Source organism: Actinoplanes campanulatus (assembly GCF_014647795.1).
Lineage (GTDB): Bacteria > Actinomycetota > Actinomycetes > Mycobacteriales > Micromonosporaceae > Actinoplanes > Actinoplanes campanulatus.
This window is the reverse complement of record NZ_BMPW01000001.1, coordinates 106,955-132,988: the sequence shown is the minus strand read 5'-3', so window position 1 is coordinate 132,988 and position 26,034 is coordinate 106,955. Positions and strand designations below refer to the sequence as shown.

Below are 26,034 nucleotides of genomic sequence, written 5' to 3'. Positions count from 1 at the left end.
CCGCATCTTTTTCCTCAGCGCCGGAGATCCCCTGCCGGCCGGTACCTGAGGAGACCCCCTGATGAGTGGTGAAGGGCCTTTCATCGAGCGGCGTGGCGAGGAGCGGCGTGGCGAGGACATCGTCCGGGCGAACATGCCGCTCGTCGGGCACCTGGTGAGGGAGATGCTGGCACGCGTGCCGTCGCACGTGAACCGGGACGATCTGCTCTCCGCAGGCTACGCGGCACTGGTCTCGGCGGCTCGTGGTTTCGACGCCGAGCGTGGGGTGCCGTTCGCCCGGTTCGCCGCCGCCCGGGTGCGCGGCGCCCTGTTGGACGAGCTGCGGGGCCTGGACTGGGCCAGCCGCTCGGTACGCCAGCGGGCCCGCCGTGTCGACGCCGCCCGGGAGGGGCTGATGGCCGAGCTGGGCCGGACGCCCACCGTGCAGGAGGTCGCCGACAGGCTGGGCTGCACCGTCGAGGACATCGAGCACGGCGAGGGCGACGTGCACCGGGCCACCGTGTTCAGCCTCCAGGGTTTCGCGACCGCGACCGCCGACGACATCGTCACCGAGCCGGGCGCCGGTCCGGAGGAGATGCTGCTGCGCCGGGAGCGGTTCGGCTATCTGCGGCACGCCGTCGAGGCACTGCCGGAGCGGCTGCGCACGGTGGTGCAGGGCTACTTCTTCGAGGAGCGGCCGATGGTCCAGATCGCGGCCGATCTGGGGGTCAGCGAGTCGCGGGTGTCGCAGTTGCGTGCCGAGGCGCTGGTCCTGCTCCGGGACGGGCTGAACACCCACCTGGACCCGGCCATGGCGGCGGAGAGCCCGGCGAAGGAGGGCTGTGTGGCCCGGCGCCGGGCCGCCTACTACGACAAGATCGCCAGCCGGGGCACCCTGCGTACCCGGCTCGCCCTGACCGGCCCGGACGGCCTGCCGCTGGCCGCCTAGACAGCACCTGGGGGCCCGGGGCCCGCCGCGGATCGCGGCGGGCCCCGGAGGATCAGCCGCCCGCGCAGGTGCCGGCCTTCTTCTGCGCGGCGATCGCCTTGTCGGCGCCCAGCTTGTAGAGGGTCAGGCCCTCCTTGGCCGGTTCCAGCCGCCACGCGTCGGCCTCGTAGACCATGGTGTACGACTGGGCCGCCACCAGTTGCTTCGCGATCACCACGGCCCGGTCGGTGCCCTCCATCCGGGCGCTGGTGAGCTGGATCGCCAGGCCCTTGCGGGAGCAGGCGGTGTTCAGCTTGACGTAGTCGTCCTTGCTGATCGCCTGCTTGCCGGACGACGTGTACATCTCCCACGCGCCGGCGAAGTCGCCACCGCTGAACCGGTCGAAGACGGTCTGGGCGGCGACCTTCGCGCCCTCCAGGGTCTTCGGCTCGGGACCGCCGGCGGCCGCCGCCGCGGCGTTGCCGGCCGGGGCCTCGCTGTCCTCGGTGCAGGCGGCGGAGAACGTGAGGGTGGCGGCCGCGGCGAGGGCCAGGGCAGCCAGACGTCGACCTACGACGGCTGGGCGTGGTGGTTGTCCATGTGAGTTTGCAGCCAGGGCGCCCAGACGTCGATACGGGTGGTGGTTGTCCATGACCCGCTTAATCCCATCGACAGGGCTGGCGTAACGGGCCGCCGGGGGCGATGACGGGTTCCGGACAGTCCCGCCCGGGGCCGTAACCTGCGGTGCCTCCGCTATTCTGGTCGTTTGCCGAAAGCGTTGCGGCAAACAAAAAAGGCAACCATAAGAATGGCTGCCGAACGCCGGAATGATAGCACGAAAAGGGGCGACTTTGTCAAGCTCGAACGCCGACATCGATTCCGAGCAGGCGTACTTGACCACGCTCTACCAGCGGCTGGATCAATTGCGTGACCAGGCCGACAGCAGGCTGCGCGCGATCCTGCTGGAAGCGGGCGGAACCCCGCAGGGCCGGACCCAGCGGGAGGCCACCCGCGGCCACTACGCCGAACAGCTGGCCCAGTTCAATTCGGTGGAGAACGGTCTCTGCTTCGGCCGGCTCGACTTCTCCGCCGGCCGGCCCCGCTACATCGGCCGGCTCGGGCTCTTCGCCGAGGACCGTGATCAGGACCCCCTTCTGGTGGACTGGCGGGCCCCGGCCGCCCGGCCGTTCTATCTGGCCACCGCGGTCAGCCCGGAGGGGGTGACCCGGCGGCGGCACCTGCGCACGCGGGGCCGGGTGCTCACCGGGATCGACGACGAGGTGCTCGACATCGAGGCCGGCGACGGCAGCGGCCGGGAGGACGTGACCGGTGAGGCGGCGCTGCTGTCCGCGCTCACCGCCAAGCGGACCGGCCGGATGCGCGACATCGTCGAGACCATCCAGGCCGAGCAGGACGAGGTGATCCGTTCCGGACTGCCCGGTGTGCTGGTGGTTCAGGGCGGTCCGGGCACCGGGAAGACGGCGGTGGCACTGCACCGGGCGGCGTACCTGCTCTACACCTACCGGGAGCAGCTCACCCGTACCGGTGTGCTGATCCTCGGGCCGAACACCACGTTCCTGCGCTACATCTCCCAGGTGCTGCCGTCGCTGGCCGAGACCGGTGTGCTGCTGGCCACGCTGGGTGACATGTTCCCGGGGGTCCGCGCGCACGCCGCCGAACCGCCCGCGGTCGCCGCGGTCAAGGGCGGCCTGGGCATCCTCGACGCGCTGGAGAACGCGGTCGCCGACCGGCAGACCGTGCCGGACGACTTCGTCGAGGTCGACCACGACGGCTACCCGCTGCGCATCGAGCGGGAGGTGCTGCTCGCCGCCCGGACCGCGGCCCGCCGGTCGGAAAGGCCGCACAACGTGGCCCGGCAGGTCTTCGTGACCGAGGCCATCCACCAGCTCTCCCTCCAGATCGCCGAGCGGATCGGCGCCGACCCGCTGGGCGGCGAGAACCTGCTCTCCGAGGCGGACCTCGCGGAGACCCGCCGTGAGCTGCGCGAGGACATCGATGTCCAGCAGGCACTCTTCGACTTCTGGCCGGTACTCACCCCGCGCCAGGTGCTGCGCGACCTGCTCTCCGACGCCGGCCGGCTGGAGTCGGCCGGGCTGCCGGCCACGCTGCTGCGTGAGCGCGGCCACGGCTGGACACCGGCCGACGTGCCGCTGCTCGACGAGCTGGCCGAGCTGCTCGGCGTCGACGACACGCTCAAGGTGCGTGAGCAGCAACGGCAGCGAAAGGCCGCGATCGAGTACGCGGAAGGCGTACTGGAGATCGTCGAGGGCTCCCGGTCGCTGGACTTCGAGGACGAGGGCGCCGAGAAGGACGAGATCCTCTCCGCGCTCGACGTGGTCGACGCCGGTGCGTTCGTCGAGCGGCACGAGGTGATCGACACGCGGACCGCCGCCGAACGGGCCGCCGCCGACCGTAGCTGGGTGTTCGGGCACGTGATCGTCGACGAGGCGCAGGAGCTGTCGCCGATGGCCTGGCGGCTGCTCATGCGCCGCTGCCCGAGCCGTTCGATGACCGCGGTCGGTGACGTCGCGCAGACCTCCGAGCTGGCCGGGACCACCACCTGGGAGCAGGTCTTCGAGCCGTACGTGGCGCAGCGCTGGCGGATCGTCGAGCTGAGCGTCAACTACCGGACGCCGTCCGAGGTGATGGCGGTCGCGGCCGACGTGCTGGCCGCGGTCGATCCCGCGCTACGGCCTCCGCGGTCGGTCCGCTCGGCCGGCGTGACGCCGTGGGCGCGCCGGGTGCCGCCGGCCGCGCTCGTCGAGGAGCTCGTCGCGGTGGTACGCAAGGAGGCGTCCCTGATCGAGGAGGGCCGTCTCGGTGTCCTGGTGCCGGAGAGCCTGGAGTCGTCCCTGGGCGCCGAGCTGGTGGCCGCCGTCCCCGGCGCGGCCGTGGGGGAGCAGCCCGATCTGCTGAACCACGTGGTGCTGATGACCGTCCGCCAGGCGAAGGGCCTCGAGTTCGACTCGGTGCTGGTGGTGGCGCCCGACGAGATCATCACCGAGAGCCCGCGCGGTCTCTCCGACCTGTACGTCGCGGTCACCCGGGCCACCCGGAGTCTCGGCGTCCTGCACACCACCGACCTGCCGAAGGTCCTCTCCTCGCTGGCCTGACGTGTGAAGCGACGAAACGGGCCCGGCGTCGGAGACGCCGGGCCCGATCGTGTGTCAGGCGGCCGTAGCGGGCTTGACGCCGCGGCCGATCGCGGTGTGGCCGTTGGCGTTGGTCATCGCCAGGCGGCTGCGCATCGACGTGTTGCCGGCGATGTTGGCGTAGTAGGTGGCGCGGCGGCGGGCCGTGATGCTGTCCGGGTTCTCCGGGACCGGGGCCAGCTCCGGGCTGAGGTGGGTGTTCAGGCCGTCGCGCAGCAGCGAGAGGGCCTCGGCGCGCAGCTGTGAGACGCGCGACTCGGTGACGCCCAGGTCGGCGGCGATCTCCGCCATCGGGCGCTCGGCGAGGAAGTACTCGTTCACCACGGTCTGGAGGCGCTCCGGCAGCGAGCCGATGGCGTGGTGCAGGTAGCCGATCTGCTCGCGGCGCAGCAGCATCTCCTCCGGGCCCGGGGTCGGCTCGGTGACCAGGTCGTCGGCGCTGCTCGTGGTGAAACCCTGCAACGACAGGACGGTGGCCCGCTGCACGTCGGTGTCGGTCTGGTGCAGCTCGCTGGTGGTGGTGCCGAGCGCCTGGGCCAGCTCCTCCGGCGTGGGCGTACGGCCCAGCGTGGTGGTGAGCTGCTGACGGGTCACGTCGGTGTTGCGGGCCTTGGACCGCACCGAGCGGGTCGCCCAGTCCAGGGCGCGCAGCTCGTCGAGGAGGCCGCCGCGGATGCGGGTGGCGGCGAAGCGGTGGAACGGGACGCCGCGGGCCGGGTCCCAGCCGCGGGCCGCGGTGACCAGGGCGTGCAGGCCGGCGCTGGTCAGGTCGTCGCGGTGGATGTGGTTCGGGATCCGGGAGAGCATGTCGCGGACCAGGTGGCCGACCAGCGGCATGTGCGTGCGGATCAGCTCCTCCTGCTCGACGGCGGAGAGCACGGGCGAGGCGGTGTCGGCGATCATGTCGGCGGCGGTCGTCGCGGTGCTGGTCATTCGTTTCCCCCGGTTGCTCGTCGGCGCCCCTGGCTGGATGGGCACCGGCTGACGAGAGAAACTTTCGAGTGCGGGGGGTGCACGCTCCGGTCACTTACGGTTGTCTACCGGTTGCATCGGGTCGTTCTTCCCGTGACGGCTCTTGGATCGGCGGGCGAGGGCTCCGGTTGAGGGTTCGCAAGCGGTACGGCAGTGTGTGCGCATGGATTTGAGCGACACCGGTTCGGCCATCGCCCTCATCTCCGGCCTGGTGATCCTGACCGGCGTGGTCGGGGTCCTGGTGCCGGTGCTCCCCGGCCTGCTGCTGACCTGGTCCGGGGTGATGCTCTGGGCGGTCCTCGGCGACGGCGGCGGCGGCGCCCGGCTCCTGGTCGCGGTGCTCGCCACGGTGCTCACCGGCCTGGGCCTGGTGATCAAGTACCTGTGGCCGGGGAAGAAGCTCAAGGACAGCGGCGTGCCGGCGTCGGCGTTGCTGGCCGGCGGCGTGCTCGGCATCGTCGGCTTCTTCGTGGTGCCGTTCGTGGGCCTGATCCTCGGCTTCGTGCTCGGGATCTGGCTGGTCGAGCTGAGCCGGCTGGGCCTGGACCGGGCCTGGCCGTCGACCCGCTCGGCGCTCGGGGCGGTCGGCCTGGCCCTGCTGGTGGAGCTCGCGGCGGCGCTGGCGATCGCGGTGATCTGGCTCTTCGGCCTGGCGTTCGCCTGAGGGCTACCTATGGGCGGGTGGGTCCTAGGAGCGGGTCATCCGGCGGCGTCGACGGACGGCGAACAGCAGCAGCAGCGGCGTGCCGGTGAGCAGCACCGCCACCGAGGCCGCCGCCGCGACGGTCAGCCCGGCCGGCGCGGACGGTCGCTCGTTGCCGGCCCCACCGCCACCGCCGTCGGCCGCCGTCGTCTTCTCCACCCGAGGTGAGCCGGCGGCCGCCACCTCCTCCGGGGTGACCAGCCGGCCCACCGACGACCCGGCGGGCAGCGAGAACCCCCAGTCGAGCAGCTTGGCGCCCTGTTCCCAGCCGCGCAACGGCCGTGCCTCGGCGCCCAGCAGGGTGGCCACCAGGGTGCGGCCGTCGCGGGTGGCCGCGCCGACGTAGCTGTGCCGGGCCAGGGTGGTGAACCCGGTCTTCCCACCGAGCGCGCCCGGGTAGTTGTAGATCAGCTTGTTCTCGTTCTGGAACTGGAAGCCGCCCACCTTCGGCTTCTTCTGCGCGGGCAGCCGGGCCGTCTTCGTCAGCACGTACTTGCGGAAGTCGTCGCTGGCGAAGCACACCCGGGCGATCAGCGCCAGGTCGTACGCGCTGGTGAACTGCCCCTTGCCGTCCAGCCCGGACGGGGTGACCGCGTGCGTCTGGCGGGCGCCGAGCGCGGCCGCCTTCGCGTTCATGGCGGCGACCGTCGTGGCGAGGCCGTCCTTGCCACCGCCTCCGGCCAGCCGGGCGAGCGCGTTGGCGGCGTCGTTGCCCGAGTTGAGCATCAGCCCGAGCCAGAGGGTCGCGATCGTGTACTGCCCGCCGACCACCAGGCCGACCGCCGAACTGCCGGGCTCGATGTCCAGGTCGCCGCGGGTCACGGTGATCCTCTGAGCCGGGTCGAGCTGATCGATCGCGGTCGCGGCGAGCAGCATCTTCTGCACGCTGGCCGGGGTCTGGTGGACGTGCGGGCCGCAGGCGCCGAGCACCTCGCCGGTCTCCAGATCGGCCACCAGCCAGGTGGTGGCGGTCAGGGCCGGTGGCTTCGGGCTGTTCTCCGGGACGACCAGGCCGTGGGTGGCGAGGTCGTCGCCGCCGACCCGCATGTCCTCGGCCACCTCGGCGGGCGGGGTGGGCCGGGGCGGCGCGCTCGGCTTGGCGATCTTCGGCTTGGGGCACGGGATCTCGGCGCGGGCGGCCGACGCCGTCGCCGGGACTCCGGTGAGCACGAGGAGCACGGCCACGCACGTCGTCACGAGAGCTCTCACGGCCAGACGTCCCCGGCCGTCAGCCGCTTCTCCAGCAGGGTGGCCAGGGGGATCGAGTCGCCGTCCCGCCCGCCGGCGCCCACGATCAGCCGCGGCATGCTGGGGGAGAGGTCGGCGCCGGTGAACCGGGCCCGCAGTGACGGCGTCACGGTGAGCACGTAGTACTCCCCGTCGTCGCCGACGGCCACCGAGCGGTCGAATTTCAGGTACCACCCGCGGATGTGCGTCCGGTACGTCGACCGGCCGTCGAGACTGCGCGCGGCCAGCGTGTGCGGGGCCAGGCCGGCCTCGGCGGCACGGCGCACGAAGTCGTCGAGCAGCGCCGCGGCCTGCCGCGCCTCCGCGCTCCGGTCCGCCTCGAGGGCGGCGGCGCGAACGGCAACGGCCCGGCGCTGCTGCTCCCGCCAGGCGGCCTGCTCGTCCTGCATGGCGCCGACCCTAACGCGAGACGCCGGGTTCCGGTCAACCGGGCTTTCCCGGATTCTGCTCCAATTACCAGGTTCCATTCCGATAACCGGGCCCAAAGAATTGCCGGATCGCGGTGGGGAGTTGCGCCGCGAGCCTTCCGCGCGCCAGACTGAGGCTTATTCGGGACCCACCTTGAGTGTCACTCAGCGTAGGTCGGCGGCGGCGGCCTCCACCGTCGTGAATGAGCCTCACCGGGCGCGGTTGATTAATTCTTCTCGGGAGTCGTTATGGCGCGGCAGGTAATCACCACCCTGATCGACGATCTGGACGGCAAGAAGGCGGATCGGACGGTCGAGTTCAGTCTGGACGGCGTCAGCTACACGATCGACCTTTCCGAGGCCAATGCCGGAAGGCTGCGTAAGGCCCTGGACCCGTTCATCTCCGCGGGCACCCGGCTGGGACGCACCACGTCGGGGCGTATCCCGTCGCGTGGCGCCGTCCCGGTCCGTACCGCCGGTTCCCGTGACGAGAACCGGCTGATCCGGGAGTGGGCGATCCGGAACGGGCACAAAATCTCCGAGCGGGGCCGCATTCCGCAGGAGGTCAGCAACGCCTACCGGGCGGCGCACGGGCGCTGATTCCCAACGGTTGTCACCGTGCCGGCGGCCCCCCACCGGCACGGTGCGTGACGTTGCCTTGACGCGGTGCGAGACCCCGTCGATCTCGGTGTGTAGAGCCGTCGATAACCGGCGGTAAACGGACCGGCCGCCGGAGACCGTGATAAATCCCACTCGATCATCGAGGGAATCGCAATCGGTCCGAATGGGACCCGGCTTTACCGATTAGTGAGACGGGGCAGCTCCGCGGCGACGGCCTCCAGCACCTTCTCGTCACCCGCGTACCAGCTGGACTCCCGCGGCCAATGCGTGATCACATCGGTGAATCCCAGCTCCTGGGCCCGCCCGGTCGCTTCGGTGAAGGCATCCACGCTGGTCATCGAGTAGACCGGCGACGAGTCCAGGTTGAGGTAACGGTCCACCGATTCCAGTGGGCGGCCGGCGGACTCACACGCGGCGTGGAAACGGTCCCGGATCTCGGCCACCGCCCGCCACCATTCCTCGGCGCTGTCGGCCTGCGGGCCGGTCGTCACCCAGCCGTCGCCGTAGCGGACGGCGAGACGCAGCGCCCGCGGGCCGTTGGCGGCGACCACGAACGGCGGCCGCGGCTGCTGCACCGGGCCCGGATCGTTGCGCGCGTCGACCGCCGAATACCAGGAACCGGACCAGGTGGTCGCCGGCTGCCGCAGGATGCCGTCGAAGAGCTCGAGGAACTCGGCGAAACGGTCCACCCGGGCGCGCGGCGTCAGCTCCGGGGCGCCGAGGACGGCCGAGTCGAAGCCGATGCCGCCCGCGCCCAGGCCGAGGACCAGCCGGCCGCCGGAGATGTCGTCCAGGGCGGTGACCTCCCGGGCGAAGTGCACCGGGTGGCGGAAGCTCGGCGAGGCCACATACGTCCCGAGGCGGATCCGGGAGGTGACCATGGCGGCGGCGGTGAGGGTCGGCACGGCGTCGAACCACGGGCCGTCGACCAGATCGCGCCAGCCGAGGTGGTCGTACGTCCACGCGTGGTCGAAGCCGAACTCCTCGGCGAGCCGCCAGCGCCGGCTCGCGTCGGCCCAGCGCCGGTCGGGAAGGATGACGATGCCGATACGCACGGCGGAAGCCTACGTCAGGCCGTCTGCCGGCCCTCTTCTGGTTGTTCCATGGGGTGCTCGGCCGCCGCGGTGAAGGCCTGGAGGGCGCGCAGCAGGTCCTCCCGGGCGGCGACCGGCATCCGCTCCAGCACCTCGGCCAGCGCGGCCTGCCGGCGCTCCCGCAGGTCGGTCAGCAGCCGCCGGGCCGCCGAGGTGAGCAGCAGCCGCACCTCGCGACGGTCCCGGGGGTCGGCGACCCGGCGCAGCAGGCCGGTGGCCTCCAGCCGGTCGCAGAGGCGGCTCGCCGAGGACGGCACCACGTCGAGGGCCTCGGCCAGGCGGCTCATGTTGGTGTGCCGGTTGCCGGCGACGATGGTCAGCACCCGGAGCTGGGCCGGCGGCACCGCGGGCTGCTGGGCCAGTCTGGCCCGTTCGAGGACGCCCACCAGCGACTCCACCGACGACTCGACAGCCGCGGCGATCTCGGTGGCGTGCTCCATCCCGTTTCCCGTCATCGCCAGTCGCGGACCCGTGAACTTACACGTATACCCGCCGGGGAAAAGTTCGGAACGTCGAAGCCGAGAAAATCTCAGCGTCGCCAGTCCAGGCAGACGGTCACGGCGTCATCCTCCGGCTCGGCGCCGGCGTGATAGTCGCGCAGGCCCCTCATCACCGTACCCACCGCCTCGGTGGCGGGCTGCAACCGTGTCCGGCGAACCGCGCTGAACAGGGCGGACGCGCCGTACCGGGCGAGCCCGCCGGGAGTGGCCGAGTGGACGCCGTCGCTGACCACGAGCATCCGGTCGCCCGGCTCCAGCCGGAATCGCTGGATCTCGTAGTGCGCCTCGCCGAACATGCCGAGCGGCAGCTGCTCCTCCAGCGGGACCTTCTCCGTCCCGCCGCCGCGGGCGATCAGGCAGTGCGGCGAACCGGCGTCCACGGCGGCCACCCCGCCGCCGACCAGGTCGATCTCCAGGAGCAGCGTGGCGGTGTGCACGGCGCCGCCGTACCGGGAGTGCACCGCGTCGGAGGCCAGCTCGGCCTGCTCCACGATGTCGGCGCCGCACCGGCGGGCGTTGCGCATGGCGTTGACCGCCAGCGAGGTGAGCAGGGCGGCCTCCATCCCGTCGCCGCAGCCGTTGAGCACCGTGACGGTCAGCCGGTCGCCGTCGAGGGCCCAGTCGAAGTGGTCGCCGCGCACGTCGTACGCCGGTTCCAGCTGGCCCGCGATGAGGAACCGCTCGTCGCCGAGGGACCGTCCGGGCAGCAGGTCCCACTGCAACTCGGCGGCCATCGTGAGCCGGGCCCGCCGTTGCGCCCGCCGGTAGCGGTCGGTCGCGGCGGAGGCGGCGCGCAGCGCGGTGGCGAGTTCGTCGGCGTCGGCGGTGAGCCGGTCGCCGAGATCCCCGCCGGGTCTCTCGGGCAGTTCGAGGCGCAGCACCCCGACCCGTTCGCCCCAGCAGCTCAGCGGCAGGTGCAGCCGGACCGGGCCGCCGTTGGCCCGCTCGGTGCCGGGACGCTGGCTGCCGAAGCAGCGCAGCGCGGCGGCGTCGGGGAGGTCGCCGGGGCCGAGCAGCGGGTGCAGCCGGGTGAAGGTGAGGTCGGGCACCAGCACCTCGACGGTGTCGGCGGCGTAATGACGGCGCAGGTGCTCGGCGGCCACCTCGGGCAGCCGGTCGGGCGGCGCGGCCCGCAGCAGCGAGCCGAGGGGCGCCGGTTGATCGGACATTCCGGACTCCTCTCCACGACGTCACGTTCGACCGGGCAACAACGACAGGTATTTGTTATACGGCAAGCAAATCGCGCCGGAACCACCCCCCATGCGGGTGGCCCGGCGCGATACCCGCTGCCTCAGGCGAAGGACTTCTCGAAGTGGATCAGGCTCCCGGTGCGCGGGCTCGACTGCATGCGCACGTTCTCGCCCAGCGCACGGATCAGGAAGAGGCCACGGCCCCGCTCGCTCATCGCCGAAGGAGCGGCGTCCACCACGGGATCGAAACCGGTGCCGTCGTCCACCACGTCGATGGAGCAGCGGTCCTCACCCACGTCGAGGTGCACCTCGAAACTCTCCGCCCCGGCCGCGTGCTTCACCACGTTGGCACACGCCTCGGTCAGGGCGATCTCCAGATCCGCGCCGGCCTGGCGATCCACTCGCAGGATCGTCAGGGCGCAACGCAACAACCGGCGCACCGCCGGAACGCTGTCCACCTCGCGGGGCAGATTGAGCCGGACCGACATGCGCATGGCTTTTCTGTGCCCGATCCACCGTCCGGCTAACCACGGCCGAATGGTGATCAGCGCGCCGAAACGTGTTATCCATGGTGCCCGCGCCCGTCTCCACCATCGGTGCGACCCGCGCCCGGAGGGCAGGAGCAGACATGTCACGACAACCCGGCATCGCGATCGTGACGGCCGCCCGCGCGGGCGACCCGGCCGCGGTCGACCGTCTGGTCGCCGGTTACCTGCCGCTGGTCTACACCATCGTGGGCCGGGCCCTGGAGGGGCACGCCGACGCCGACGACGTGGTGCAGGAGGTCATGCTCCGGGTGCTGCGCAACCTCGGCGAGCTGCGCGACCCGGCGGCGTTCCGCTCCTGGCTGGTCGCGATCACCGTGCGCCAGGTGCGGGAACGCTTCCGGAACCGGCCGCCGGCCGTGGAGCTGGATCCCGAGCTTCGCGATCCCGGCGCCGACTTCACCGACCTGGCGATCACCCGCCTGGAGTTCTCCGGACAGCGCCGGGAGACCGCCGAGGCGACCCGCTGGCTCGACGAGGAGAACCGGGAACTGCTCTCGCTCTGGTGGCTGGAGGCCTCCGGCGAACTCACCCGCGACGAGATCGTCGAGGCCACCGGCCTGGGCCGCCAGCACGCCGCGGTCCGAATACAGCGGATGAAGGGCCAGCTGGAGACCGCCCGCGCGGTGGTCCGGGCGCTGCGCCCGCCACGCTGCCCGGAGCTGTCCACCACCCTGTCCGGCTGGGACGGGCGGCCCGGCGCGCTCTGGCGCAAACGCATCGCCCGGCACACCCGCGACTGCCGGCACTGTGCGCCCGCCTGGCAGGACATGGTGGAGGCCGAGCGCCTGCTCGCCGGCATGGCGCTGGTGCCGCTGCCGCCCGGCCTCGGCTCCGCCTTCGGAAAGATCCAGATCAACACCGTTCCCGGTACGGGTACGCCGGCCGCGAACGCGACAGTGGCGGTGCAGACCGGTGGCGCCGTGACGTCGAAGGTGCTGGCCGGGGTGCTCGCCGCGGGCCTGGTGACGGGCGGCGGCGCGCTCGCCTACGCGTACCGGGAACCGGCGGAGCCGCCCAGACCGGCGGCGGTCGTCGCGGCGCCGGAGGTCTCCACCACCCCGGCCGCGCCCTCTCCCGCGCCGTCGCCCTCGGCCGTGCCCACCACGAAGTCGCCGTCACCGTCGGGGAAGGCGACCGCCGTGCCGGCCGCCCGCTCGCCGAAGAAGGGCGCCGGGGTGTGGAGGTTCGCCGGTGCGAAGGGTGCGCTCAAGGACGTCGGCGCGGGCTGGTACTACGACTGGGGACCGGCCGACGACGAGGTGCCGGGCCCGGCCGGCGTCGAGTTCGTGCCGATGATCTGGGGCGCCGCCGACGTCACCGGCGCGACCCTGAAGCGGGCGAAGGCCGAGGGCGACGTGCTGCTCGGCTTCAACGAGCCGGACCTGGCCGAGCAGTCGAACATGACCGTCGAGGCCGCGCTGGCCGCCTGGCCGAAACTGGAGGCGACCGGGATGAGGCTGGTCAGCCCGGCCGTCGCGTTCGGCGGCGACACGGCCGGCGGCTGGCTCGACCGGTTCATGACCGGCGCCGGGGCGAAGGGGCTGCGGGTCGACGCGATCGCCCTGCACTGGTACGGCTCGGACTTCAGCGCCGCCGCGGTGAACCAGTTCCTCGGCTACGTCGACGCCGTCCACCGGCGCTACGGCAAGCCGATCTGGGTCACCGAGTTCGGTCTGATCAATTTCGGTAGCTCGCCGCGCTACCCGAGCGACGCGCAGAAGGTCCGGTTCATCAAGGGCGCCACCGCCGGCCTGGAGAAACGGTCGTACGTCGAGCGGTACGCCTGGTTCGGGCTCCCGGCCGTCGGCGACAGTGTCGACTTCGGCCTCTACACCGATGCGGACAGCCCCACGGCAGCCGGAAAGGCCTACCGCGCCGCCGGATGACCGCCGTGAACCCCCGGCCGGCTCTCCGGGCTGTCTCACGGCTCGTGAGACAGCCCGGAGAGCCAGCCGGACCGGGGATAGGCTTCGGTGATGATTCGCTTCGGCTACAAGGCGTCGGCGGAGCAGTTCGCGCCGGCGGAGCTCCTCAAGTACGGCATTCTGGCGGAGGAGCTCGGGTTCGACTCGGTCTTCGTCAGTGATCACCTGCAACCGTGGCGGCACGACGGCGGCCACGCTCCGGCGGCTCTGCCCTGGCTGGGGGCGCTCGCCGCGCGTACCGAGCGGGTGCTGATCGGCACCAGCGTGCTCACACCGACGTTCCGCTACCACCCGGCCGTGGTGGCGCAGGCGTTCGCCACGCTCGGCTGCCTGGCGCCGGGCCGCGCGATCCTCGGCGTCGGCTCCGGCGAGTCGCTCAACGAGGTGCTGCTCGGCACGCGGTGGCCGGACGGCAAGGAGCGGTTCGCCCGGCTCAAGGAGGCCGTGCTGCTCATCCAGAAGCTCTGGGCCGAGGACCGGGTCACCTACGAGGGCCAGTTCTACCGGACCGAGAACGCGACGATCTACGACAAGCCGGATGTGCCGGTGCCGATCTACATCGGCGCCTCCGGGCCGGCCGCCACCCGGCTGGCCGGGCGGATCGCCGACGGGTTCATCACCACCAGCGGCAAGGGGCACCCCCTCTACACCGACACGCTGCTGCCGGCCGTCACCGAGGGCGCCGAGAAGGCCGGTCGCAAGATCGACGACCTGGACCTGCTGATCGAGGTCAAGGTCTCCTTCGACGACGACATCGAGCGGGCCCGCAACGACACCCACTACTGGGGTGCGCTGGCCCTCTCCCCGGAGGAGAAGACCGGCGTCGAGGACCCGGTGGAGATGCAGCGCCTTGCCGACGCCCTGCCGGTCGAGCGGACCGCGACCCGCTGGATCGTCTCCTCGGACCCGGCCGAACACGCCGCGAAGGTCGCCGAGTACCTGGACATGGGCTTCAAGCACCTGGTGTTCCACGCGCCCGGCCCGGACCAGGAGCGGTTCCTGCGCCTCTACGCCGACCAGATCCTGCCGCAGCTCCGCGCCCGCGGCTGACCCAGCCGGATCCTCACACCGAGCGGAGGTCGCCCCGGTCGCCGTCGGAGCCGCCGCCCTCGCCGTTGATCACGCGCAGGTTGGGACGGGCCTGGGCGCGGTGCTGGCCGGTGGTGTCCGGGTTTTCCCGCCAGCGCCGCCGGTTCGGGATCTCCCCGGCCGGGCGGGCGGCCGGCGGCAGCGAGGCGGGCCCGGTCGCCGAGAACGAACGGCCGGGCGCGCCGGAACGGCGTTCCGCGCCGCGGCGTTCCCCGCGGCGCCGGTCCGGGAATCCGAGCCCGGCGCTGTTCGGGTAGTCGAGGCCGGCGCCGTCGGGGACGGCCCGCTCGGGATGCCCGGCGACACCGTTCGGGGACGGCCAGCGGTGTGGCCCCGGACCGGCGGGCATCCGGTCGATCGTCGGGCGCCCGGTGGCGTTGAGTTCCGTGACGCCGGGTTCCGGGCCCACGATGATCGGCGGCGCCGGGCGCGCCGTCCCGTTGGTGAGCACCACGATGCTCTCCGGTGTGGTGGCCCGCGCCGCCCGGCGCCGGGCCAGGAACTCCCGGAACACGGCCGACATGCCGGTGAGCAGTGGGGTGCCGGTGAAGGCGGGACGCCGGGCCACCGGGACCTCGGTGACCCGCAGGCCGGCGGCCCGGGACCGGACGGTGATCAGCGGTTCACCGTCCCGGCCGTCGCCGCGGGCCGGTTCGGTCCCGGCCACCCGGGGCAGTCCCAGTCGATCGGCCCGGTCACGCCGGAACGCCCGGAGACCGGAGCCGGGGCCGGACGGGCGGCAGCCGAGCAGGACGCTCATGAACCACAGCAGGATCAGGTCGGTGAACCGGGCCGGGGTGTGGACGCCCTCCGCCACGTCGGCGCCGGAGCGCAGCGCCTCGACGAGGCGGGGCAGCTCGGCCGGGTCGGCCGAACCGTCGCCGGGCACCGTGACGACCACGTCGCCGACGGCCGCCTCGACCCCGCAGACGAGGGCGTTGCCGGCCCCGGTGCGGGTCTGGCGGATCATCCGGGCGGCCCGGGGCAGCCCACGGACGATCTCCTCGCCGGGCCCCACCACCACGATCACCTCGTGCACCGGAGGCAGCGCGCCGAGCAGGATCGGCAGCCGGTCCGCGGTGGGGACCGGAATCACCACACTCACGGAGGGTGATAACGGGGCGTTCGGCGCTGGCATGTGGGACGGGCTCCCCGGCTCGACGTCAAGGATGTGCCCGAAGCTACCGTTCCGCCACCCGCCTGCACCCTGGCCTATCGGGTGAGTGTGATCATCTGCGCGGACCGAACCGGCGGAGACACCCCTCCTGCGTCGTGGGAGTGTGACCGAGCGTACAGAAGCGTTTGGGTAGGGTGATCGATGTGCGAGCCGGTGGAGGAGCTGTGAACATCGAGGCGGTCGTCTTCGACCTGGACGGGGTCATCATCGACACCGAGGAGGTCTGGGAGGAGGTCCGGCGCGCCTACGTGGCCGAGCACGGGCGGGAGTTCCGGCCCGACAGCCAGGACCGGATGATGGGCATGAGCACCGGGGAGTGGTCGGCGCACCTGGCCGACGAGGTGGGCGTCCCCCGTACCGCTCCGGAGGTCGCCGCGGACGTCCTGGGCCGGATGGCCGGGCGTTACCGCGAAGCCCTGCCACTGATTCCCGGGTCCGTCGAGACGGTCCGGGCGCTCGGCGCCCGCTACCGCCTCGCTCTGGCCAGCTCCTCGGCGCGGATCCTGATCGACCAGGTGCTGGAGACCGCCGGGCTGACCGGTGCCTTCGAGGTGACCCTCTCCACCGAGGAGGTGCCGCGTGGCAAACCGGCGCCGGACGTCTACCTCGAGGCGGTCGGCAAACTCGGCCTCACCCCCGGCGCCTGCGCCGCCGTGGAGGACTCCAGCAACGGTCTGCGCTCGGCCGCGGCGGCCGGTCTCACCGTGATCGCCGTCCCGCACGGCGTCTACCCGCCGGCCGCGGACGCGCTGGCCGGAGCCCGTCTGGTGGTGAAGTCGATCACCGAGGTCACGCCGGAGGCGATCGCCGCCCTGTGACGGTGGTGTGAAAGCCCGTCGATCGGGGTAGACCGCGGCCACTGAGGGAGGTGGCCCGTGGCGGGACTCCGGCTCGACGTGGGGTTCGTCGACTATCTGATTCTGGCGGTCTATTTCGTCACCGTGCTGGGGGTCGGGTTCGCCGCCCGGCGCGCGATCCGCTCCAGCGCCGACTTCTTCCTCTCCGGCCGGTCGATGCCGGCCTGGGTGACCGGTCTGGCCTTCATCTCGGCCAACCTGGGCGCCCTGGAGATCGTCGGCATGGCCGCGAACGGCGCCCAGTACGGCCTGATGACGCTGCACTACTACTGGATCGGCGCGGTGCCCGCCATGGTGTTCCTCGGCATCGTGATGATGCCGTTCTACTACGGCTCCAAGGTGCGCAGCGTCCCGGAGTTCCTGCGGCTGCGCTTCAACCGGCCGACGCACCTGTTCAACGCGGTCAGTTTCGCGGTGGCCCAGGTGCTGATCGCCGGCGTCAACCTGTACGCCCTCGCGCTGATCCTCCAGGCCCTGCTCGGCTGGCCACTCTGGACGTCGATCGTGATCGGCGCCTTCATCGTGCTGGCCTACATCACGCTCGGCGGCCTCTCCTCGGCCATCTACAACGAGGTGCTCCAGTTCTTCGTGATCGTGGCCGGTCTGCTGCCGATCACCATCATCGGCCTGGTCAAGGTCGGTGGCATCGACGGCCTGTTCGACAAGGTCCGGCAGAGCCCGCTCGGCGATGCCGGCCTGCACACCTGGTCGAACACCGGCGGCACCGACAACCCGCTGGGGGCGAGCTGGATCGGCATCGTCTTCGGGCTCGGTTTCGTGCTGTCGTTCGGCTACTGGACGACCAACTTCGCCGAGGTGCAGCGGGCCCTGAGCGCCAAGGACATGAGTGCGGCCCGGCGGACCCCGATCATCGGCGCCTTCCCGAAGCTGCTGATCCCGGCCATCACCGTGATCCCCGGGCTGATCGCCCTGGTCACCGTGCAGGGGCTGGGGGCGGACGAGGGGGCGTACACGTACAACAACGCGATCCCGCTGCTGATGCGTGACCTGCTGCCCAACGGTGTGCTCGGGGTGGCGGTGACCGGCCTGGTGGCGTCGTTCATGGCCGGCATGGCGGCGAACGTGAGCGGGTTCAACACCGTCTTCACCTACGACATCTGGCAGACCTACGTCCGGAAGGACCGCGACGACGCCCACTACGTGCGGGTGGGCCGGATCGCGACCGTCGGCGGCATCGTGGTCGGCATCGGCACCGCCTTCATCGCGGCCGGGTTCGACAACATCATGAACTACATCCAGGCGCTGTTCTCCCTGTTCAACGCGCCGCTGTTCGCCACCTTCATCGTCGGCATGTTCTGGAAGCGGATGTCGGCGTGGGCCGGGTTCTGGTCGCTGCTGCTCGGCTTCCTGGCCGCGTTCACGCTCTACATCCTGCACCTGACCGAGGTGATCGAGTTCAACTCCGACCTGGAGCAGAGCTTCTGGGGAGCCGGGCTGGCCTTCGTGACGGCGGTGGTGGTGGCCGCGCTGATCACCCCGTTCACGCCGGGCAAGAGCGAGGACGAGTTGCGCGGTCTGGTCTACGGGACCGCCGGCGACACCCTCGTCGAGGACCGGGTGTGGTGGCGCAACCCGGTGCTGCTCGGGGTGATCGCGGTGATCCTGGCGTTCGTCCTGTACATCCCGGTCTGGTGAGGAGGCCCGAACGATGGCGAGGCTATTCGACGTACGGCGGGTGATCGGTGGCCTGTTCGTGCTCTACGGCGTGATCGTCACCCTGATCGGGATCCTCGACGGTCCCTCCGAGCTGGAGAAGGCGCAGGGCGTACGGATAAATCTCTGGATGGGTCTCGGCATGCTGGCCTTCGGTCTGCTGATGCTGCTCTGGCTGCGGCTGAACCCGCCGCCTCCGCTGGAGGCGGACGACGACCGCGAGACCTGAGGGCCGGACGGGTGTGATCCGGGTGCGAAGCGGTTGCACGGGCTCCTCATATCGTAAGGACGGGAATCCGTGCACCGATGACCCCGGGCATGGGACCCCTCGCCTCGATCAGTCGGCTCGCCGGTTCGGCGAGCAGCCCGCCGGTGGGCTCGCAGGTGCAACTGCGTGTCGACTACGTCGTCAACATCGTGACGCAGACACATCGCGGTCAGTCCGAGGACGCCGTCAGGAAGGCGATCGAGGACCAGCTCCGGTCCTTCGGCGTGGTGCCCAACAACCGGCAGGTCGCCCAGTACGCCTGCGCCATCTCGTCGCTGCCGCCGATTCCCCTCGACAGCTGACCGGTCAGCGTGCCGGGAAGCGCAGGATCCGGTCGTCGCCGTCGCGGATGTCGCCGCGGCCGTCGGTGTTCGAGGTGGTCAGCCACAGAGAACCGTCCGGCGCCACGGCGACCGTGCGCAACCGGCCGTATCTCCCGGTGAACTCGGCCTTCGCCGAGCCGCCGCCGAGCGGCACCGTCCACAGTCGTTCGCCCTTGAGCGCGGCGACGTAGAGGGTGTCGCCGGCGACGGCGGCCCCGCTCGGGGAGGCGTCGTCCGTGCCCCACTGGACGATCGGGTTCGCAAACCGGTCGTCGCTGCCGCGGCCCTCCACCTCGGGCCAGCCGTAGTTCTTCCCCGGCTCGATCAGGTTGACCTCGTCCAGGCGGTTCTGCCCGAACTCGATGCCGTACATCCGGCCCTGTGCGTCCCAGGCCAGGCCCTGCACGTTGCGGTGACCCAGGCTCCAGACCGGGGAACCGGACCACGGGTTGCCGGGCGCCGGGTCGCCCTCCGGGGTGAGCCGCAGGATCTTTCCGGCCGGGTCGTCGCGGTCCTGCGAGCGCGACCGATCGCCGGCGTCCCCGGTGCCGGCGTAGAGCATGCCGTCCGGGCCGAACGCGATCCGGCCGCCGTTGTGGTTCCCCGCCTTGGCGATCCCGTCGAAGATCACCTCCGGGTCGCCGCCGGACCTGCGGAACCGGACGATCCGGTTGTCGTCGGCGGCCGTGTAGTACGCATACACCCAGTCGTCCTTGACCGCGAGCCCGAGCAGGCCACCCTCGCCGCCGGCCTCGACCGCCGCGAGCCGGCGCAGCTCGGTGGGCTCGCCGCCCGGCCGCACCTGGAGGATGCGGGCGGTGTCGCGCTCGGCCACCAGGGCGGTGCCGTCCGGCAGGAAGGCCAGACCCCACGGCACGTCCAGGCCGGTGGCCACGGTCTCCGGCGCGGAGAGATCCGGGGTCCGCGGGGAGGTGACCGAGGGCGCCGGAGCACCCGAGCGGGCCGGCACCGGCGCCACCGTCGGCGACACCGCCTCCCCGTTGGAGGAGCAGGCGGTCAGAACGGCCACACTGGTCGCCGCGAGGGCCCGGCGGATCGATGCCATTCCCCAACCCTGCCACGCATTCCCGGAGACGGCTCGCCGAGATGTGCCCTATATGCGGTAAATGATGCTGTTTGCCGGATCAGCCGGGTCGATCCGGCCCAAGATGGGGCCGCGTGGTGCCGAGCCGCGTGGGGCGGAGGTCTGGGCTTTGCGAGCTTTGGCACGGCGGGTCACGGCCGCGATCCTCACCCTCACGACCCTTCTGGCGTACGCCCCACAGCCGGCCCACGCCCGCCGGGCGCCGGGCGCCGAGGCGCCGATCGTCTGGAAACCGTGCCCCGGGGACGCCACGGTGCAGTGCGGCACCATCCGCGTACCGGTCGACTGGTCCGCGCCGTCCGGCCCCCGCCTCGACATCGCCCTGGCCCGCAGCCCGGCCACCGACCAGGCCACCCGGGTCGGGACGCTGCTGGTCAACCCCGGCGGCCCCGGCGTCTCGGCGGCCAACCTGGTCCTGGACCACGACTACTTCGGCGCCGACGTGCGCCGCCGCTTCGACATCGTCGGGGTCGACCCGCGCGGCGCCGGCCGCAGCGCCCCGATCCTCTGCGACCAGGCGCTGGTCGACCGGAAGCCGGCGCCCCTGTTCACCACCGAGGCCCAGTTCCGGCAGGCCGGCGAGTACAACCGCCGGCTGGCCGCCGACTGCGCGAGCCGCAGCGGGGCGGTCTACCGGCACGCCGACTCGATCAGCGTGGTCCACGACATGGAGGCCGTCCGGACCGCCCTCGGTGAGCAGCGGATCAGCTTCTACGGCGCCTCCTACGGCAGCCTGCTCGGCCTGCTCTACGCCGAGCGCTATCCGGACCGGCTGCGCGCGCTGGTGCTGGACAGCGTGATGGACCACAGCGCCGGGTTGGACGCCTTCCTCACTCAGACCGCGGATGCCGTGCAGGCCGCCTTCGACCAGTTCGTGGCCTGGTGCGCCCGGGACACCATGTGTGTGCTGCGCGGCCGGGACATCAAGCTGATCTGGGCGGAACTGATGCGGCGGGCCACGGCCGGCAAGCTGGTCGACCCGTACGACCCGCCGGCCCGGATCGGCGCCTGGGAACTCATCTCGGCGGCGTTCAGCGCGTTCTACGACCCGCAGTGGTACTCGTTCGCGTACTACCTGAAAGACGCGTACGAGCCCGCGCCGGCGGCCGGTGCGCCCGTCCTGGAGTCGGCCGACCTCACCCCGCACAGCTTCGGGGCGGTCATGTGCCAGGACTGGTGGCTGCCGGTCGACGGGTTCACCGCCTACCAGGGCCGGATGCGGGCGCTGGCGGTCCGGGCCCCGCAGATGCTCGCCTCGCCGCTCGCGCTGAGGGCCCTGGGCGGCTGCCTCGGCCGCGAGGCCCCGGTCAACCCGCAACGGCCGATCCCGCCCGTCCCCGGGCCGGTCCTGGTGGTCAACTCCCGGTACGACCCGGCCACCGCGTACGTCTGGGCGCAGCAGGTCACCCGGCAGCTCGGCCCGGCCGCCCGGCTGCTCACCTACCAGGGGTGGGGGCATGTGGCGTACACGCACAGCCCGTGTGTCAGCGGCGCGGTCGATCGTTACCTGATCGGGCTGACCATGCCCGCGTCCGGCGCGTCCTGCCCGGCGATCGAGCCGAAACCGTTCGGCGTCGGATGAGGAGTCGGCCGATCGGTTGTGCGCCGCGCCGATCCCCGGTAGGCAGGGATAGATGGCCGACGTTGTCCAATCTGGAGGGCCGATGCGGATCCTGCCCGCGCTGACAGCGCTGTCCCTGACCACCCTGGGGTTCGTGGTCACGTCCCCACCGGCCCTGGCCGGCGGTGGCACACCGGTCAAGGAGCCGACCGCGATCGGCTACGGAGGCGCGGTCGCCACGGTCGACGCCACCGCCACCGCGGTCGGCCTCGACGTGCTGCGGCGCGGCGGCAACGCGGTGGACGCCGCGGTCGCGGCCGCCGCCACGCTCGGCGTCACCGAGCCGTTCTCGTCCGGCATCGGCGGCGGCGGATTCTTCGTCTACTACGACGCCCGGAAACGGGCCGTGTTCACGATCGACGGGCGGGAGACCGCGCCGGCCACGGCGACCGACAAGTACTTCATCGACCCGGCGGACGGGCTGCCGTACGACTTCAACGAGGCCCGGGTGAGCGGGCTCTCCGCGGGCGCGCCCGGCACCCTGGCCACCTGGGAGGAGGCGCTGGACCGCTGGGGCACCCGCTCGCTGGCCGCCTCCCTGCGGCCCGCCGCCCGGGTCGCCGAGCAGGGCTTCGAGGTCGACGCCACGTTCCGTCAGCATGTCGCAGACAACGCCGCGGCGTTCGGCCAGTTCACCTCGAGCCGGGAGCTCTACCTGCCGGGCGGGGCGCCGCCCGCGGTCGGCACGATCCAGCGCAATCCCGACCTGGCGGCCACCTACCGGCTGATCGGGGAGTTGGGCACCGGCGTCTTCTACCGGGGCGCGGTCGCCGGCGACATCGTCGGGACGGTCCAGCACCCGCCGGTCGCGGCCGACCCGTGGGGCGCCTGGGCGTACCCGATCCGGCCCGGCGTGCTCACCAGGGCCGACCTGGCCGGCTACCGGCTGCGGTTCCCGGCTCCGACCCGCTCCGACTACCGCGGGCTCACCGTCTACGGCATGTCCACGCCGTCCAGCGGCGGCACGGCGGTCGGCGAGGCGCTCAACATCATCGAGGCCGGGCTGCCCACGTCGGCGACCGCCACCGACAGACTGCACTACTACCTGGAGGCCTCGGCGCTCGCCTTCGCCGACCGGAACCGGCACGTCGGGGCGTACACCGAAGGATCGGTCTTGAAGAAGTTGATCTCCGACCGGTGGGCCGAGCAGCGGGCCTGCGAGATCGACCGCACGACGGCCCTGGTCAAGCCGGTCGCGCCGGGCGACCTCAACGGCTCCGGCTGCGCCACCGCCACCGCGGGCGGCGCCGTCGAGGAGGGGCAGAGCACCACCAACCTGACCGTCGCCGACCGCTGGGGCAACGTCGTCGAGTACACCTTCACCATCGAGGCGACCGGCGGCAACACCATGGTCGTGCCCGGGCGCGGCTTCATCCTCAACAACGAGCTGACCGACTTCAACTTCGCGCCCACCCAGGGCACGGCGCCCGACCCCAACCTGCCCGGCCCGGGCAAGCGGCCGCGCAGTTCGATGTCGCCGACCATCGTTCTCAAAGACGGCAAGCCGTTCCTGGCGCTCGGCTCGCCCGGCGGCGCCACCATCATCACCACCGTGCTCCAGGTGCTGGTCAACCGGCTCGACCTGGGCATGACCCTGCCGGAGGCGATGGCCGCGCCGCGCGGCTCGCAGCGCAACAGCGCCGGCATCCAGGCCGAGGCGGCGTTCCGCAACCAGTACGGTCCGGTGCTCACCCCGCTCGGCCACACGTTCGCCGCGGACGTGGCCGAACTCGGGGCGGCCACCGCGATCGAGTTCACCCGGGGCGGCGGCTTCATCGCCACCGCCGAACCCACCCGCCGGGGCGGCGGCGCGGCCGCGGTGGTCCACCCGAAGCGCTGACCGGCGGAGCATGGGGGAGGATCGGCCCCATGCTCTGTGCGAAGTGCGGCGCGCCGCCGTCCCTGGACGGTGGCGCGCACCGGTGCGTCCGGGTGAACGAGGGTGAGCTGGAGACGTTCGCCGTGGCCGGCCGCCGGGTGATCCGGTTCGCGGTGACCTACATGATCGTGGCGGTGGCCACCGCCGTGCTGGCCTCGGTCGGGGCGGACGCGCTGGTGCGGGGTGCCACCGACCCGACCGGGGTGGGCCCGATGGGCTTCATGGTGGTCTTCGCCATGATCGCCGGGTTCCTCGCGCTGGTCTGCCTCATCGGACTGGTGGTCTGCACCATCGTCTGGATCGTCAGCGCCCACCGGGTCACCGACGCCGGCCCCGGCATCGCCGGCTACAGCGCCCTGTTCCTCACCCTCGCGCTGATCACCGCCAGCTACGTGCTGTCCGGGCTGCCGAACGCGTACGCCGTCACCGGTCTGCGCTTCGGCGGCCTGATCGTGCTGATCATCGGGGTGGTGCTGACCCGCAACCGGATCCGGCGGCTCACCGACATGCCGATCCCGTCCGGCAAGAAGTCGCTGATCACCGAGGAGGACTGGAAGGCGTCCGAGTGGGACCCGGAGGTCCAGCGGGAGATCGAGCGCCGGGGCCGCCCGACCGAGTAGGGCCTACTCCGTCAACGGCAGCCGGACCAGCACCGTCGTACCGGTGCCGTCGCCGGTCAACTCGACGCTGCCGTGATGCTTCTCCACCACGGCCCGGCTCAGCGTCAGGCCCAGGACACTGCCCGGCAGGGTACGGTCGTGGCCGCGCGCCGTCCGGAAGTGCCCGGTGAACATCTGCTCCCGCTCGGCCCGCGTCACGTCGGCGGCGGAGTCCGAGACGGCCAGCTCGGCGTCCCGCCCGGTGCTGCGCAGCGACACCGCCACATGACCGCCGTCCGGGCTGAACCGGACCGCGCTGCTCAGCAGGTTCTCCACGATGTGCCGCAGCCGGTCCCGGTCACCCGGCACGATCAGCTCACCCGGCAGGTCGGCGTCGATCACCACCGGCGCGCCGTCGATCGCGGTCCGGGTCCGGTCGACCACCTCCCGCACCACGGCGGCCAGATCCATCGGGACACGCCGTACGTCCGCATGCCCCGCGTTCAGCGCCGACAGCTCCAGCAGCTCGTTGATGATCTCCCGTAGCAGGTTGGTGTTCCGTTCAATCACCTCGAGCAGGCCCGGCCCGTCCCGGACCAGGGTCGCCTCGTCCGCCGACCGCAGCAGCCCGGTGTAGGTGCTGATCGACGTCAACGGCGTGCGCAGCTCGTGCCCGATCAGCGCCAGGTACTCGTTCTTGCTCCGGGTCAGCTGCCGTTGCAGGTCCTCCGCCCGGCGCCGCTCCACGAACTGCCCCAGATGCGCGGCGATCCCGGACATCAGCGCGACCAGCTCCTCCTCCGGATCCTCCACCGAGTCGGCGAAGACGGTCAGCACCCCGATCGGCCCGGTCCCGTGGTGCACCGGGATCGCCAGCGCGGTGTGCAGCAGGCCCGCCGAGGTGTCCGGCGAGATCAGGCTCTGCGGCTGGCCCACGTCCCGCATCCACAGCGGCTTGTCCACCTGCCAGGCGCGACCGGCCAGGCCCTGCCCGTACGCCAGCCGCTCCGGCACCGAGATGTCCGACGGCCGGCCCGGGGCGCTCCACCGGGCCGCCGCCCGGATCGTCCCGTCGCCGACCATCCACAGTTCGGCGTGCACCCAGTCCAGGGTGGCGACCACCGCCTCCAGCACCCGCGGCCCGGCCGCCTCGATGCTCGGCGCCTCCGCGAGAGCCGTCGTGACGGCCAGCTCACAGCTGCGGAACCGTTCCGCCCGCCGCTGCCGGGTCACGTCCTGTACCGCCTGCACCGCCCCCAGCACCCGCCCGTCCAGGCCGTGGATCGGCTGCGCGTCCATCAGGAAGTACCGGGTCCGGCGGCCCCGCCCCTGCGCGGCGATCGGAGCATCCCGCACCCGCTCCCCGCGCAGCGCCCGGAACAGCCCCAGATCGTCCCGTTGCAGCGGCACCCCCGAGATGTCGGCCAGCCCGGTGACGTCCTCGATCGGCGAATCGCCCCAGAGCCGGCGCATCCGCTCGTTCGCGAACACCACCCGGCCCTCGGCGTCGCACGCGGTCACCCCGTCGTGCAGGCTGTCCAGCACCGCGTCCAGGAACCGGTGCTGCCGCTCCAGCTCGTGGCGCGCCAGCCGCTCGCCGATCAGCAGCGTCGCCACCTCGGCCGCCTCGGCCACCGCCGTCACCTGCTCCGGCGTCCACTTCCGCGGCCGGTGGTCGTAGGCGCAGCACACCCCGAGAACCAGCCCCAGCCGGTCGTACACCGGACAGCCCAGGTAGGCGCCGTCGTCCCAGACGATCACCCCGTCCGGCACCCGCTCGTCCCGGCGGGCGTCCTCGATGATCAGGGGCTCGCCACCGCACACCACGATCCCGCCGAGCGAGTCCTCCAGCCGGGTGTCGGTCACGTCCGCCCAGTCCGTCGAGACGCCCCAACTGCCGTACAGCCTCAGCCGATCCTCTTCGATGAACTGGATGCAGGCGCTCGGCGCGTTCGCGGCCCGCGCCGTCAGGGCCGCCAGCTGATCCGCGGACCCGCTGGTCAGCACCCCCCGGTGCAGGGCGGCCGGAAAGAACTCGGCCCGGCTCCCGTCGACCGCCGGCTCCCGCGAGGGGTCAGCGGCCGCCGGCGGAGTGGAATGCCCGCCGGCGGCCGATCCCCCGATCGGCGGGTCCGGCCGCCCCTCACTCGGAAC

At 72.2% G+C, this 26,034-nt stretch carries 24 protein-coding genes; 13 read left to right on the top strand and 11 right to left on the bottom strand.

The window, feature by feature from the left end:
- Window positions 1-61 precede the first annotated feature (61 nt).
- The gene (locus IEZ13_RS00625) at window positions 62-928 is read left to right on the top strand and encodes a sigma-70 family RNA polymerase sigma factor (protein WP_183215556.1); all 867 of its coding nucleotides are present in this window, start codon (window positions 62-64) and stop codon (window positions 926-928) included.
- Window positions 929-980: 52 nt separating this feature from the next.
- Here IEZ13_RS00625 and IEZ13_RS00620 read toward each other — a convergent pair whose 3' ends face one another.
- Entirely contained in the window at window positions 981-1,559 is a 579-nt protein-coding gene (locus IEZ13_RS00620) for a hypothetical protein (RefSeq protein ID WP_183215554.1), read from the bottom strand.
- A gap of 175 nt (window positions 1,560-1,734) precedes the next feature.
- Here IEZ13_RS00620 and IEZ13_RS00615 point away from each other — a divergent pair, with 175 nt between their 5' ends.
- Window positions 1,735-4,041 (top strand): HelD family protein, encoded by a 2,307-nt coding sequence (locus IEZ13_RS00615; protein WP_183215552.1) that lies wholly within the window; start codon window positions 1,735-1,737, stop codon window positions 4,039-4,041.
- A gap of 54 nt (window positions 4,042-4,095) precedes the next feature.
- On the opposite strand, the gene IEZ13_RS00610 is transcribed toward IEZ13_RS00615, so the two are convergent.
- The gene (locus IEZ13_RS00610; RefSeq protein ID WP_183215550.1) at window positions 4,096-5,013 is read right to left on the bottom strand and encodes a sigma-70 family RNA polymerase sigma factor; all 918 of its coding nucleotides are present in this window, start codon (window positions 5,011-5,013) and stop codon (window positions 4,096-4,098) included.
- 202 nt (window positions 5,014-5,215) lie between these two features.
- Between IEZ13_RS00610 and IEZ13_RS00605 the strand changes: the two genes are divergently transcribed.
- Window positions 5,216-5,716, top strand: coding sequence for a DUF456 domain-containing protein (locus IEZ13_RS00605; protein WP_183215548.1), 501 nt, complete (start codon window positions 5,216-5,218; stop codon window positions 5,714-5,716).
- A gap of 24 nt (window positions 5,717-5,740) precedes the next feature.
- Here the strand turns inward: IEZ13_RS00605 and IEZ13_RS00600 are convergent, their stop codons facing one another.
- Together IEZ13_RS00600 and IEZ13_RS00595 are read right to left on the bottom strand one after the other, a co-directional pair.
- On the bottom strand, window positions 5,741-6,970 hold the full coding sequence (locus tag IEZ13_RS00600; protein ID WP_221244977.1) for a D-alanyl-D-alanine carboxypeptidase family protein: 1,230 nt from the start codon (window positions 6,968-6,970) through the stop codon (window positions 5,741-5,743).
- Window positions 6,961-7,392, bottom strand: coding sequence for a hypothetical protein (locus tag IEZ13_RS00595; protein ID WP_183215544.1), 432 nt, complete (start codon window positions 7,390-7,392; stop codon window positions 6,961-6,963). Before IEZ13_RS00595 ends, IEZ13_RS00600 begins: the two co-directional genes overlap by 10 nt.
- Before the next feature lie 267 nt (window positions 7,393-7,659).
- Here IEZ13_RS00595 and IEZ13_RS00590 point away from each other — a divergent pair, with 267 nt between their 5' ends.
- On the top strand, window positions 7,660-8,010 hold the full coding sequence (locus IEZ13_RS00590) for a histone-like nucleoid-structuring protein Lsr2 (RefSeq protein WP_183215542.1): 351 nt from the start codon (window positions 7,660-7,662) through the stop codon (window positions 8,008-8,010).
- A gap of 197 nt (window positions 8,011-8,207) precedes the next feature.
- Here the strand turns inward: IEZ13_RS00590 and IEZ13_RS00585 are convergent, their stop codons facing one another.
- The 4 genes from IEZ13_RS00585 to IEZ13_RS00570 form a co-directional block, all read right to left on the bottom strand.
- The gene (locus IEZ13_RS00585) at window positions 8,208-9,086 is read right to left on the bottom strand and encodes an LLM class flavin-dependent oxidoreductase (RefSeq protein WP_183215540.1); all 879 of its coding nucleotides are present in this window, start codon (window positions 9,084-9,086) and stop codon (window positions 8,208-8,210) included.
- A gap of 14 nt (window positions 9,087-9,100) precedes the next feature.
- Window positions 9,101-9,565: a MarR family winged helix-turn-helix transcriptional regulator gene (locus IEZ13_RS00580; RefSeq protein ID WP_183215538.1), complete on the bottom strand. Its 465-nt coding sequence runs from the start codon at window positions 9,563-9,565 to the stop codon at window positions 9,101-9,103.
- 89 nt (window positions 9,566-9,654) lie between these two features.
- Entirely contained in the window at window positions 9,655-10,794 is a 1,140-nt protein-coding gene (locus tag IEZ13_RS00575) for a PP2C family protein-serine/threonine phosphatase (RefSeq protein ID WP_183215536.1), read from the bottom strand.
- A 122-nt stretch (window positions 10,795-10,916) separates the two neighbouring features.
- Window positions 10,917-11,309, bottom strand: a complete 393-nt coding sequence (locus tag IEZ13_RS00570) for an ATP-binding protein (protein WP_183215534.1) — start codon at window positions 11,307-11,309, stop codon at window positions 10,917-10,919.
- A gap of 134 nt (window positions 11,310-11,443) precedes the next feature.
- Here IEZ13_RS00570 and IEZ13_RS00565 point away from each other — a divergent pair, with 134 nt between their 5' ends.
- Window positions 11,444-13,249 (top strand): sigma-70 family RNA polymerase sigma factor, encoded by a 1,806-nt coding sequence (locus IEZ13_RS00565; RefSeq protein ID WP_183215532.1) that lies wholly within the window; start codon window positions 11,444-11,446, stop codon window positions 13,247-13,249.
- A gap of 90 nt (window positions 13,250-13,339) precedes the next feature.
- A complete protein-coding gene (gene fgd, locus IEZ13_RS00560) occupies window positions 13,340-14,338 on the top strand; it encodes a glucose-6-phosphate dehydrogenase (coenzyme-F420) (protein WP_183215530.1) in 999 nt (332 codons plus the stop codon).
- Between the two features lie 13 nt (window positions 14,339-14,351).
- Here the strand turns inward: fgd and IEZ13_RS00555 are convergent, their stop codons facing one another.
- Entirely contained in the window at window positions 14,352-15,476 is a 1,125-nt protein-coding gene (locus tag IEZ13_RS00555; RefSeq protein ID WP_183215528.1) for a glycosyltransferase, read from the bottom strand.
- Window positions 15,477-15,718: 242 nt separating this feature from the next.
- Here IEZ13_RS00555 and IEZ13_RS00550 point away from each other — a divergent pair, with 242 nt between their 5' ends.
- From IEZ13_RS00550 to IEZ13_RS00535, 4 genes are all read left to right on the top strand, one after another.
- Window positions 15,719-16,372 carry an HAD family hydrolase gene (locus IEZ13_RS00550; protein WP_183215526.1) on the top strand — a complete coding sequence of 218 codons (654 nt, stop codon included), beginning with the start codon at window positions 15,719-15,721 and terminating at the stop codon, window positions 16,370-16,372.
- 57 nt (window positions 16,373-16,429) lie between these two features.
- Window positions 16,430-18,067 (top strand): sodium:solute symporter family protein, encoded by a 1,638-nt coding sequence (locus IEZ13_RS00545; RefSeq protein WP_183215524.1) that lies wholly within the window; start codon window positions 16,430-16,432, stop codon window positions 18,065-18,067.
- A 13-nt stretch (window positions 18,068-18,080) separates the two neighbouring features.
- Window positions 18,081-18,314 carry a hypothetical protein gene (locus IEZ13_RS00540; protein WP_183215522.1) on the top strand — a complete coding sequence of 78 codons (234 nt, stop codon included), beginning with the start codon at window positions 18,081-18,083 and terminating at the stop codon, window positions 18,312-18,314.
- Window positions 18,315-18,403: 89 nt separating this feature from the next.
- Complete coding sequence (locus IEZ13_RS00535) at window positions 18,404-18,655, top strand: hypothetical protein (RefSeq protein WP_229794375.1); 252 nt, start codon at window positions 18,404-18,406, stop codon at window positions 18,653-18,655.
- Window positions 18,656-18,659: 4 nt separating this feature from the next.
- On the opposite strand, the gene IEZ13_RS00530 is transcribed toward IEZ13_RS00535, so the two are convergent.
- Entirely contained in the window at window positions 18,660-19,742 is a 1,083-nt protein-coding gene (locus IEZ13_RS00530; RefSeq protein ID WP_183215520.1) for a PQQ-dependent sugar dehydrogenase, read from the bottom strand.
- Window positions 19,743-19,890: 148 nt separating this feature from the next.
- Between IEZ13_RS00530 and IEZ13_RS00525 the strand changes: the two genes are divergently transcribed.
- From IEZ13_RS00525 to IEZ13_RS00515, 3 genes are all read left to right on the top strand, one after another.
- A complete protein-coding gene (locus IEZ13_RS00525) occupies window positions 19,891-21,363 on the top strand; it encodes an alpha/beta fold hydrolase (protein ID WP_229794374.1) in 1,473 nt (490 codons plus the stop codon).
- Between the two features lie 82 nt (window positions 21,364-21,445).
- The gene (gene ggt, locus IEZ13_RS00520; protein WP_183215514.1) at window positions 21,446-23,242 is read left to right on the top strand and encodes a gamma-glutamyltransferase; all 1,797 of its coding nucleotides are present in this window, start codon (window positions 21,446-21,448) and stop codon (window positions 23,240-23,242) included.
- 29 nt (window positions 23,243-23,271) lie between these two features.
- Window positions 23,272-23,901, top strand: coding sequence for a hypothetical protein (locus IEZ13_RS00515; protein WP_183215512.1), 630 nt, complete (start codon window positions 23,272-23,274; stop codon window positions 23,899-23,901).
- Window positions 23,902-23,904: 3 nt separating this feature from the next.
- On the opposite strand, the gene IEZ13_RS00510 is transcribed toward IEZ13_RS00515, so the two are convergent.
- Window positions 23,905-25,887 carry a sensor histidine kinase gene (locus IEZ13_RS00510; protein WP_229794373.1) on the bottom strand — a complete coding sequence of 661 codons (1,983 nt, stop codon included), beginning with the start codon at window positions 25,885-25,887 and terminating at the stop codon, window positions 23,905-23,907.
- Window positions 25,888-26,034: the final 147 nt, after the last annotated feature.